Raw genomic sequence first — 11,715 nt, 5'->3', positions numbered from 1 at the left:
CTTGCCAATTTTAACCCAATCCGGGCCGAGATTCCCGAGCCACGCCGATATAGGCTATCAGCAAGGCCACGCAACACACCAAGGCCGCGATGATATAAACCAGCCGCCCGCCCAGCATATCCCAGAAATACCCGCTGTAAAGACTGCCTATCATCCCGCCCATGCCGAAGCTGACACTGCTGTACAGCGCTTGCCCTTTGCTCTGATGGCGTTCGCCGAAATATTGATACAGCAATTGCATCGCCACCACATGCACCACGCCGAAGCTGGCTGCGTGCAGAATTTGCGCACCTATCGTCAGTGCCAGAAAATCCACGCCGTCGGCGATTAACATCCAACGCAACACACTAAGCAATACCGCCAATAGAAGCAAAGTGCGCGGCGTAAACCATTTCAACAACTGGCGCATTGCAATGAACAATAGCACCTCTGCCGCTACGCCGGTGGCCCACAGCAAACCGGTTTCGGTCGCCGAATAGCCGTGCTGTTTTAGGTAAACCGAATAGAACACGTAGTAAGGGCCGTGGGCGACTTGCAACAGCATGTAAACCAGCAGAAACGCCAGCAGTTCCGGCTTAAGTAAGATTTGCCGAATGCCGCCGACATCGGTATGTGTCAGGCGCGGCTTGGCTTCGGGCGTAATCAGAGCCATCAGCCAATTCAACAGCATCAAGCCGCCAATAATCCACGGCAAATAGGCGATGCTGAAATCGTCCAGAAACCGACCTATGCCCAACACCGCCGCGATAAATCCTATCGAACCCCACAAACGGATTTGGCTATAACGCTGCGGTTCGGCTTTAAGATGAAACAAGGTCGCGGCCTCGAACTGCGGCAAAGTAGCATTCCAGAAAAAGCTGAAAATCACTGTTACCGCTGCACACCACAAGTAATCGCTACGGTACAAAAAGCCGGCAAAACACAGCACCGACAGCAAGGAGGTGACGCGGATTAAGCTGAGATTACGGCCGGTTTTATCGGCCAGCCAACCCCAATAATTGGGCGCGATAATCTTGGTGGCGACCAATAAAGCAGTCAGCTCGCCGATTTCCGTAGCAGCGAAGCCTATTTGTTTTAGATACAGGCTCCAAAACGGTAAAAACGAACCGAGCGTTGCGAAGTAGCAAAAGTAAAAACCGGATAAGCGCCAGTAAGGTACAGGCATTTAGTCCTTTGAAGTGCCAATCTGTTGAGATGCTACTTTAATGAGGAACCAAAAAGAGATTGGTACACTAAGCCAAGAAAGCAGTTGCCCCCAAAATAAGCCAACTCCTAGCCATGGCAGCAGATTGATCGATCCGACAAAGCAAGGCTGTAGGTTTTTTAGATTTCCTTGGCAATTGAAATAACTATAAGCCCAGTCGGCTAACAGCCATGCTCCAATAGTTAACGTCGCTGGTAACAGCGCGATTGTGTAGCGATATACCCAAGACATGTGATTTCTTAACGCAATATCGGTAAACCGGCTTCAACATGCAGATTCTGAGCGCGATGCCTAAGCAAATGATCCATCAACACCATCGCCACCATCGCTTCGGCGATGGGTGTGGCGCGAATGCCAACGCACGGATCGTGACGACCTTCGGTGACCACTTCAATGACTTCGCCTCTGGCGTTGATGCTTCGACCCGGCAAGCGCAGGCTGGAAGTGGGTTTAAGTGCGATGCGCGCAACAATATCCTGACCGCTGGAAATACCGCCCAAGATGCCGCCGGCATGATTACTTAAAAAACCTTCCGGGGTAATTTCGTCGCGAAATTTTGTGCCCTTGGTGTCGATGCAATCAAAACCGTCGCCGATTTCCACACCTTTTACCGCATTGATGCTCATCAAGGCGTAGGCCAATTCTGCATCCAGACGGTCGAAAATCGGCTCACCCAAGCCAGGCGGCACATTGCTGGCGATCACTTCGATCTTGGCGCCTATCGATTCGCCTTCCTTGCGCAGGGCGTCCATGTATTTTTCCATCTCTTCAACTTTGCCGGCGTCCGGGCAGAAGAAGGGATTATTCGGGACTTCGTCCCAATCGAACGCTTCGATCTTGACCGGCCCCAGTTGCGACAAATAACCGCGCACTTGAATGCCGTGCTGCTGGAACAGATATTTCTTCGCTATGGCACCTGCGGCAACGCGCATCGCGGTTTCGCGGGCCGAAGAGCGGCCGCCGCCGCGATAATCGCGAAAGCCGTATTTGTGCTGATAAGTGTAATCGGCATGACCGGGGCGGAAGCTTTCGGCGATCTTTGAATAATCCTTGGAACGCTGGTCAGTGTTTTCGATCATCAGTCCTATCGGGCAGCCGGTGGTTTTGCCTTCGAACACACCAGACAGAATTTTCACTTCGTCGGCTTCACGGCGTTGTGTGGTATGCCTTGAGGTGCCGGGCTTACGTCTATCCAAGTCGATCTGTAAATCGGCTTCCGACAACTCCAAGCCTGGCGGGCAACCATCGACAATAGCCAGTAAGGCCGGGCCATGACTTTCGCCGGAGGTAGTGACGGTAAATAATTTTCCTATGCTGTTTCCGGACATGGTTATAAAGCGCTGGCAAAGAGTGAGTGATAAAGAGTGACTTGTGCGGCGGTCAACAGAAATACGCCGTCGCCGCCATGCTCGAATTCCAGCCATTGGAACGGCACGTCGGGAAACATCTCCTGCAAAGTCTCGGCGCTGCTGCCCACTTCGATGATCAAGATGCCCTGCTCGGCTAGATAACGTTTGGCATCGACCAAAATCCGCAACACCAGATCCAGGCCGTGTTCACCGCCGGTAAATCCCATCTCGGGTTCGGCGTGAAACTCGGCGGGCAGACTTTCCCATTCGGCGATGGCGACATAGGGCGGATTGCTGACGATGATGTCGTAAGGCTTGGCCGGCAATTCGTTGAATAAATCGGATTGATAGAGCTGGACTTGGTCTTCCAGTTCATGTTTTTTCAAATTGATCCGGGCTACCGCCAAGGCATCGTCCGACAATTCCACCGCATCCACTTGTGCATCAGGGAAGGCATAGGCACAGGCGATAGCGATGCAGGCGCTACCGGTACATAAATCCAGAATGTTGAACACTTGGGTTTCTTCTATCCACGGCTCAAAGCGTTCGGCGATTAATTCGGCGATGGGCGAACGCGGCACCAAGACCCGTTCATCGACATAAAAAGACAGGCCGGCAAATATCGCTTCATGGGTTAAATAAGCGGACGGCTTACGTTCGACGATACGGCGTTCGATTAAAGCCAAAACCGCCTGGCGTTCGGCCATCGTCAGCGTAGCGTCCAAATAGCCATGATCCAAATCGTATGGCTGATGCAAAGTATGTAACACGATGGCTGCCGCTTCATCCAGGGGTGTGACGGTGCCGTGCCCTAAAAAAACCCGGTGCTCGGCAAATCGACTGGCAGCCCAGCGAATATAGTCTCTGATGCTGCTGAGGGTTGTGATAACATCCGGGCCAGTTCTATTCATAGCGTGTCTATACTTAAAAAACGTTTAAAAATGCAGCAGCGGATTTTAAACCAATCCCCCGCCGCTTGCCCGAATAAAGCAAAGTTAATGACCGAGGCCCATTCCCAACTGCTGTCCGCCAAACTGGCAAAAAACCGACTGTATCAAGATTGCTTTAAGTATATGCAATCCGATTCTTTGGCCTTGCCGACCATCCCCGATGTCTCGGTTAAAATTCGGCGCGCAATTAATGAACCCAATGCCAACAGCGCCAAAATCGCCAGAGTCGTGCAAATCGACCCCAGCATTACCGCGCGCGTGGTAAAAATCTCTAATAGTCCGCTATATCGTGGCCGGCGCAAAATCGAAAGTTGTCCGGAGGCGTTGACGCGTCTGGGTTTGAAAGCCGCGCAAGACATCATTACCGCCTTCGCGTTAAAAGCCGTGTTTAACGCCAAATCCCCGGTGATTCGCCGCAAGATGCAAGAGCTTTGGGCGCATAGCAGTTATGTCGCGGCGATCAGTGCGGTGTTTGCCCATAAAACCCCCGGCTTCGATCCGGATCGCGCCATGCTGGCCGGTTTGATTCACGACATAGGCGTGGTGCCGATTCTGGCTTACGCCGACCGCCAACCCGATATTTTAGCCAATCCCGGCGATTTGGCGGAAGCAGTGCGCGAGTTACGTAGCCCGATTGGCGTGCAAATCGTCCGTAAATGGGATTTTCCCAGCGACTTTGAAGACGTGATCATCCACGCTGAAAACTGGCACCGCGACAGCGGTGAGCAAGCCTGTTACAGCGATATAGTCATGATTTCGCAACTGCACAGCTTCATCGGCAAGATAGACATCAAACAAATGCCGAAGCTGGACGAATTGCCGGCTTATAAAAAACTGGCTAAAGGCAATCTGGATGCGGATTTAAGCATCAATATACTCGACCAGGCGAAAGATGAGATCGAGCATATTCGGCAGATGTTGAGTTAAAAATTTTCGCCACTGTTGGCAACACGGACAACTTGTCGAAGAGTCCACCCGCGCCCGCTAGACAAACGCAGTGGCCGCACCGCGTTGTCCACAAAGCACCTCAAAAACCCTAGCGCCGTCCTTCCCGCGAAAGGCTAAAGTCAGATTATCGGCCTTCGCGGGGATCGCGGTTTTTTCGGGGTGCTTGACAATCTTATCGTTGTTACTCGCCATATCGATGATTTCGAGCGCACCAAATTCGGCAGCCGAATCTTTTTATTGAATAGTCCTATATGGGTTGGTGGAAACAATCATCCAGCAGCAGTAGTGTTTTATCGGGCTTTTTCAGCCTAATAGTATGCGGCATATTGTCGCAGATACTTTCCTTCCAAGTTGGAATTTTCAGCCATTTAACACAGTTAAATTGGCCATTTAATATAAATTTGTGTGATTACACATAATAAAATTTACTCCGTTATCATTTTAAATATTAATTTGTCAATATTTTTATCGTCTGAAAATAATCCTGATTTACTGGTTGACTGTATTAACAAAAAATTGAAAAAATAAATCCATAGTAAGGCATGCCGACGAAGACTCTCGGCAAATAACATTGCTAGGCAACATATTCTAGGAGCTAACCAAGGGAATTCTTTTTTCTCTAAAAGACAATCCGCGGCTCTTTATATTTTAGAGTTTGAAATTTTCAAGAAGCGTTTTTACACCTTCTTTAATTTTTTATTAAAGAAAGCACTGTCATTAACCTGCCATCAATAACCCAATGGGCTTCTCGATGAGTAAAATCATGTTTTACACGTTCAACCGGTTTATCACCTGCGCTTTACTCCTAACCGCCACATGCACGGTGAGTTTTGCGCAAACCAACCCCGACGTCACTATCGTCAATGACACCATCCAATACGACGTGCAAACTGACGGTCGTTATACGGTCGAAGAAAGCGCCGCCTTGCGCATTGAGACGCCACAGGCGATTCAGCGCTTTGGACAAATACCACTTCCCTACAGTAGTACGCTACAGCAACTGGACGTGCTGGAAGCTTATGTGGTTGGCACAGACGACAAGCGCACCGACGTGCCGGCGGACCGCATCATGGTGCAACAGACACCGCAAAGCGCCGGTGCGCCGATGTTCGACGACGGTAAGGTCAAGGTAATCATATTCCCTGGTGTGGAGGTGGGCTCAGTGCTGCACCTGCACACACTCAAGACGCAGCTCAAGCCGCTGTTCCCGGACCATTTCTCCATGGTAGAGGCTATCCAAGGCATCTTTAATGTCGATTCCGAAGTGATCACGCTGACGGCGCCAGCCGCCTTGAAACTGTACGTCGACGCTATCGATCTGAAGGGCGGCGTCATCCAGGGCGATCAAGCGGATAAACAGTATTGGCGCTGGGAGGTCAAGAACTTGAAAGCGCTGCCCTTGGAGGCCGGATCCGTGGCACCTCAAGATTCCAGCCCGCGCGTAGCCGTCACCACCCTGGCCAGCGACCAGGAGGCTGCTCAGGCCTACCGTGATCGTGCGCTGCCGCAAGCGGCCGTGACGCCAAGTATCCAGGAACTGGCCAACGAGATTACCGCCGGAATCACCGACCGTCGTGCTCAGGCCGAGGCCATCTATGGCTGGGTTAGCGCCAACATCCGCTACGTCGCTATCTTTTTGGATGTGGGCGGCGTTGTACCGCACGCCGCGGACGAAATTGCCAAGGCACGTTACGGCGACTGCAAGGACCACACCACTATCCTGGGCGCTTTGCTCGCGGCCAAGGGAATCCGGAGCAGCCCGGTACTGGTTAATGCCGACTTGCAATTTTGGAAACCCGGGGTAGCCGTATCGCCAGGCGTTTTCAATCACGCCATCCTGAGCGTCCCGGAGTTTGACGTATACCTAGATTCCACCACCCAGTTTTCGCCATTTGGCACATTGGCGATGACGCTACGCGGCAAGCCCGCATTGGTGGTGAACGACAAAGGTCAAGCTAAAACGGTGACACTGCCTCTGTCCTTACCGGCGCAAGATCAGGTACGGGTGACGATGAATCTGGTACTCGAAGACGACGGCACCGTTAGCGGCCATGCCGATGTTGAAAGCGAGGGCATGTTTGGCCTGATCGCGCGTGGCCTAATGGCCAATATTCCGCAAGGCGCGGAAGCACAGGTTGTAGGCAACGTACTCTCGAAGACCGGGCAAAATGGCAGTGGTAGCTTCACCCGCGGAAAACCCCGCGACCTTGGCGGCCCACATCGTTACAGCACCGATTTCTCGCTACCGAACTATGTACAACTGCCCGGTCCGGGGGCTTTCATCGTGCCACAGGGATTCAGTAGCGCCACCAATATCGCGGCAACTTTTGAGCAACTAGGGCTCTCGCAACGTATATTGCCGGTACCGCTCCAGGGTAGACGCGTAGAAGAAACGATCACGCTACAGTTGCCCGCAACCTTCAAGCCAACTGCATTACCAAGCGGGGTACAGCGAAAGTGGACACACGGAAGTTATGAATCAACGGTAAAAACTGAAGGCTCGACCGTCACGATTACGCGAGTGCTTTCGCTCGCGATGCCCGGACCACTGTTGCTTCCGCAACAGTACGCCGAGTTCCAGTCATTCGGACAAGCCGTGATGCGCGATTTGAGGGCTCAGTTGGTTTATTGAACGTAAAACGGAAAATCGTCTGAATCAGGAAGTGGCGGCAGCCGTCCAACGGCAACTCAATTTGAATACTAACAGGTTTATGAAGGGGAAACAGTTCTATGGCCTGGTGCCAATACTAGCCCGCATAAAAGAATTAAGCCTTTCCAAGAAGTGTCTGGATTTTATTTAAAACTCCTCGCAGCGGTTCTTGCAAAGGCGAATGAATCGCTTCAAAAGAAGCGTGTTTTACGCCATCTTTATCTTGAAGATGGTTTCTATTTATTTTTACATCGGAATTATTATGTCTGTAAAAGAACTTTCTCTCGTTGAGATCAATGAAGTATCCGGGGCTGATTTCAATTGGGATTCATGCTATGGTCCAGTAACATTTGGGTTTTTGGGTGGTTTTGGCGCTGCCGCTGCCTCGAGTTGGTGGACTGGCCCGGCAATCGATTTTGGGGTTTCTACGATCTGGGGACTGGGTGGAGCATTTGCCGGATCATACGGCTGCTGGTTTTAATGCTTAGGGATTTGAAAACATAACAATAAAATACCCGTTGGCATGCTAAACAAGTGGCCGATAGTATTGGTTTTGTTGCTATTGTTGGTTCTATCTGGCCCACCATTTTCATCCAAGAAGATGGTAGGCCAGATTTTCGCAAAAATATTGAAAAGAAAGTTCCATGAGAAAAACTGGTATTCAATATTGCGATCGCTATGGTTTTTATCGAAAAATGAATTTCAGGCTATCAAACATAAGCACGCAAAAAAAACGTAATTGCGCCGTGATTAATTATGAGGTGAAAATGAGTTTTGTGAAGAACGTAAGTCAATTTATTTTAATGTTTTTATGTTTGATCGGCGCTCGCCAGCTTGAGTATTTATTATTCCATGAAATTGAAAGAGTCGGTCGCAACGAAGCTATGTACATATTTATAATATCTGCCGTAACGCAGCTTGTAGTATATATCTACCGATCCAAAGTGCACTGAAAAACACCTTAATGGTGCAATTAATTTAAATTAGAACACATTCCATCACAGATAGCCGGAACTGTAGTATGTTCGCCATTAGGTAATCCACCCCTGTTAAAGCCTTGGTGATTTGCTGTCGCGAAACCACACTACATTTTCTAGGAGGGAAAGTAAATGTTTAATTGCCAATGTGGGTCATGCCAGAAGAACATTTCTTGGCAGGACATTTCGTGGGGCCCTAGTAGCAATAGTCTATTACCTGAAGCATTTATATTATGCCCTTTTTGTAAGACAAGATTAGATTTTAATGGTCAAGCAAGAGCAATTGCCTACATAGTAGAAATTGCGTCGTTTGTAATGCTTGTTTATCTTTTTCGGAACTGGGGCATTAGTCGGGACTGGGGGATTACATGGACTTCTATTTATTATGCAACGATGATTTATATTGGGTTTATCGTAGGAGGATTTATAGAAAAACGTTTGATCTATGCTATTTCGCTTTTGTTTTTCTTGCCTCCGGTAGTCCGTGATGCTGAAGAGCTGTAAACGTCCGAAATTAGTTAATATTCCTTAGGTAGCTCTTGGTTACTATTGCGCGTCTCATAAGTTATTGCATGGTTTTGCGAGCACTGCATGAACTTGAGCAGGACTCTGGCGACTGACCTGCGGAAACTTATGAGACGCGCTATATGCTGGAAAAGTATATAGAGACCTTAGTTAATTAGCCCCCAAATAATAAGGATGAACGTAAAATGAATGCCATCTTCCAACCCGCTGCCTTGAATGCCCGGCAAGGCCATAAGGCGCAATAACTGAGTGTGATGGGTACATATGGTTTCGTGCCTAGGTTTTGGTTTACTGTCGCTCTACCCAGCGTAGTGCATCAAATAGATTTACTAGGTTTATTAGGTAAAAAATAGCTTTATTTTAGCGACGGTGTTCGGACGATTTTGTGGAGGGGCGATGTTAAGAGTGGGTGTTTCATTTCTTGTGTCATGTTTCCCAGTTATCTATACGGCATTGTATGTATTTACGGCAGTATTTGGATGGCTTGTTTTTGCGGAGGCAGCCAAGGGCATTGAAGGCAAAATGCTGGTCCAGGTAGCTGGATCAATAACACTTATTCTGTCGCCTTTAATATGTGCATCTGCCAAGAAAATAAAAAAAGAATGGGATAGCGAGCCATCAAAAATTGGCATTGTTGCTCACCCAATAATCATCGGCTTGCCAACTATCGTATTATTCTGCGTGACAGTATTTGCGGCGGCGGTGACTTATTTTGGAGACGAAAAAAATAAACCGCTTTACAATAATCTGTTGCTAATGATGTTGGTTTTCTTATTGATGATTATTGTCACACTTACCTTTACGGTGGTGTCCGAAAGCATTCATACGCGTAAAGTAAATCAAGCTAATAGTGGCTTGCCACTGCCGAGGCCTAGGCAGATAAACAATTCTATTTTATTTGAGCATATAAATGAGTGGCGTGGGTGGCCTGTTAAATGTCAAATCACCAGCGTAATTTTAGCGGGTGTGGTGATTTTCCTTTTCGGGTCAGGCATCGTATCGCTATTTAGCGGGGAATATAGAAACGCAATCAATTTGATTGCTGTGGGTTGTGTGTTCGCACCGCAGACTTTGACCCCGGAAATGTTTTTTCTGCCGATCGGCGAAGTAAGTCAAAATATGCAGCGAAATGGACAAAATGGTTTTATACAGAATATTCAGCGTATCGGCTTAGTACTCTGTATGCTGAGTGGAGGTTTATTTGTGCTGAACAAGATCGCAGAGCGTGTGGCCTGAACTTTGGTAAACAATCACGCGCATCAAGGTAAATTTAAGTTTCAGGGAACTTTTTTCGATTTACCGTTTTACAGGTGTATTTGGGAGGTAGGGATGAAAAATGAACTTGTGATAAGTTTGGTCGGCGCTTTGATACTCAGCGCTTTTATTATATTAATATATTTTATTTATTTAGAAAATTCCCCGAATGTTAATCGGCTAATAATAGATGGTATTTTATTGTTTGTCGGGTTCTTTGCAATGATTGCTTTAGCGCAATTTTTCTTTGGATGGCTTGAATCCAAATGCAATGCAATTATTCGGAATAGCACTATAAAAATTCTTGTGAAAAATTTGATTTCTGCTTTTACATTTTTTGTGTGGGCTTATATTTCGACACAATTTATAAACGTGATTTTAAAAAAATACATGGAATTCAACAGAGCTGGCATTACTGGAATTTTTATTTACGTATTTATTGTTATAGTGGCTGTGTGCATCCCCCTTTTTCTAGAACGGCATAAAACCCGTCGTAGCCATTAATAACAACCAATAACCAATACCAAACTGATCGAACGCCGTGTTTTGCTACCTTTCACTAAGCCACCTCAAAGTGGGCTAATATTTTATGAACGCTATTTTCCGACCCGCCGCCTTAAATGCCCGGCAAGCCAAATGGCTGGGTGACATTGTATTGATTCGCCCTGTTTCGTTTGCTTACCTGACGGCCTTGGCGGGTACTTTGGCACTTGTCGTTGTGTGTTTCCTGGTTTGGGGCACTTATACCAAGCGCAGTACGGTTACTGGGCAACTGATTCCGGACACCGGACTGGTAAAGGTTTTTGTGCCGCAACCCGGTATCGTTCTGGAAAACCACGTCGTGGAAGGTCAGCGCGTTACCCAGGGGGATGTGTTGTATGTGCTGTCGAGCGAACGGCAAAGCAGTACTCAGGGCAATACCCAGGAAACTATCAGCAGCCAGGTGGAGGCGCGCCAGCGATCGTTGCGCGATGAATTGGAAAAAACCCGGGCTATGCAAACGGATGATCGCGAGGCGTTGGTTAAAAAAATTGCTGGGTTACAGGCTGAGTTGGCGAAACTCGATAGCCAGATTGAAGGCCAGAAAAGTCGGGTGCAATTATCGACAGAAACTCTTTCCCGTTATGAAGGCTTGTTGGCACAGGATTATATTTCCAGGGAACAGTTGCAGCAGAAACAGGAAGAACTGCTCGATCAGCGCAACCGGCTGCAAGGCCAGGAGCGCGACCGCATTAGCGTCAACCGCGAACTGACCGCGTTGCACTATGAGTTGGCAAATCTGTCAGTCAAACAGCAAAAACAGTTGGCGCAAATCGAACGTGAAATTACCAGCACCGCTCAGGAATTGACGGAGAGCGAAGCCAAGCGCCGCCTGGTGATCACCGCGCCTGAAACCGGCATCGCCACGGCGGTATCCGCCGAAGTTGGTCAGGCGGTGGATACCAGCAAACCCTTGGTTAGCGTGGTGCCCAACGGCGCGATACTGCAAGCCCATTTATACGCGCCCAGCAAGGCGGTCGGTTTTGTCAAAGCCGGCGATGCCGTGCTGTTGCGTTATCAGGCTTACCCCTACCAGAAATTCGGCCATGCGGAAGGCAAGGTCATCTCCGTTTCCAAAACCGCCATACCCGGCAATGAACTGGCTGGGATCGGCAATCTGTCGAACGGCGCCGCCGGGGGCAATAACGAGCCGCTTTATCGCGTCACCGTCGACATTGCTGCGCAAACCATCAATGCCTATGGCAAGCCACAGCACTTGCAGGCCGGTATGTTGCTGGAAGCCGATGTCTTACAGGATACGCGGCGCTTATACGAATGGGTGCTTGAGCCCCTCTACAGCCTGACCGGAAAGCTTTGA

10 protein-coding genes are annotated in these 11,715 nt (G+C 48.8%); 7 read left to right on the top strand and 3 right to left on the bottom strand.

All coding sequences use genetic code 11. The annotated features are described in order from the left end of the window. Nucleotides 1-10: 10 nt before the first annotated feature. The 3 genes from EBA_RS10515 to prmB form a co-directional block, all read right to left on the bottom strand. Nucleotides 11-1,165: an MFS transporter gene (locus EBA_RS10515; RefSeq protein WP_192374679.1), complete on the bottom strand. Its 1,155-nt coding sequence runs from the start codon at nt 1,163-1,165 to the stop codon at nt 11-13. 278 nt (nt 1,166-1,443) lie between these two features. Next, nucleotides 1,444-2,532, bottom strand: a complete 1,089-nt coding sequence (aroC, locus tag EBA_RS10510; RefSeq protein ID WP_192374678.1) for a chorismate synthase — start codon at nt 2,530-2,532, stop codon at nt 1,444-1,446. A gap of 2 nt (nt 2,533-2,534) precedes the next feature. Further along, nucleotides 2,535-3,464, bottom strand: coding sequence for a 50S ribosomal protein L3 N(5)-glutamine methyltransferase (gene prmB / locus EBA_RS10505; protein ID WP_192374677.1), 930 nt, complete (start codon nt 3,462-3,464; stop codon nt 2,535-2,537). A gap of 87 nt (nt 3,465-3,551) precedes the next feature. On the opposite strand from prmB, the gene EBA_RS10500 reads away from it, so the two are divergent. The 7 genes from EBA_RS10500 to EBA_RS10470 all read left to right on the top strand — a co-directional run bounded on the left by EBA_RS10500 (nt 3,552) and on the right by EBA_RS10470 (nt 11,715). After that, nucleotides 3,552-4,430: an HDOD domain-containing protein gene (locus tag EBA_RS10500; protein WP_192374676.1), complete on the top strand. Its 879-nt coding sequence runs from the start codon at nt 3,552-3,554 to the stop codon at nt 4,428-4,430. Nucleotides 4,431-5,202: 772 nt separating this feature from the next. Further along, complete coding sequence (locus EBA_RS10495; protein WP_192374675.1) at nt 5,203-7,083, top strand: DUF3857 domain-containing transglutaminase family protein; 1,881 nt, start codon at nt 5,203-5,205, stop codon at nt 7,081-7,083. Between the two features lie 199 nt (nt 7,084-7,282). Next, nucleotides 7,283-7,582, top strand: coding sequence for a hypothetical protein (locus EBA_RS10490; RefSeq protein WP_192374674.1), 300 nt, complete (start codon nt 7,283-7,285; stop codon nt 7,580-7,582). Between the two features lie 628 nt (nt 7,583-8,210). Beyond that, nucleotides 8,211-8,582, top strand: a complete 372-nt coding sequence (locus EBA_RS10485; protein WP_192374673.1) for a hypothetical protein — start codon at nt 8,211-8,213, stop codon at nt 8,580-8,582. Nucleotides 8,583-8,999: 417 nt separating this feature from the next. After that, nucleotides 9,000-9,839 carry a hypothetical protein gene (locus EBA_RS10480; protein ID WP_192374672.1) on the top strand — a complete coding sequence of 280 codons (840 nt, stop codon included), beginning with the start codon at nt 9,000-9,002 and terminating at the stop codon, nt 9,837-9,839. 93 nt (nt 9,840-9,932) lie between these two features. Next, the gene (locus tag EBA_RS10475; protein WP_192374671.1) at nt 9,933-10,361 is read left to right on the top strand and encodes a hypothetical protein; all 429 of its coding nucleotides are present in this window, start codon (nt 9,933-9,935) and stop codon (nt 10,359-10,361) included. Between the two features lie 85 nt (nt 10,362-10,446). After that, nucleotides 10,447-11,715: an HlyD family secretion protein gene (locus EBA_RS10470; protein WP_192374670.1), complete on the top strand. Its 1,269-nt coding sequence runs from the start codon at nt 10,447-10,449 to the stop codon at nt 11,713-11,715.

Origin of the sequence: Methylomonas albis, assembly GCF_014850955.1 — a bacterium.
In the GTDB taxonomy this organism is placed as follows: domain Bacteria; phylum Pseudomonadota; class Gammaproteobacteria; order Methylococcales; family Methylomonadaceae; genus Methylomonas; species Methylomonas albis.
The sequence above is the reverse complement of the archived record's forward strand: the minus strand, read 5'-3'. Positions and strand labels throughout refer to the sequence as shown.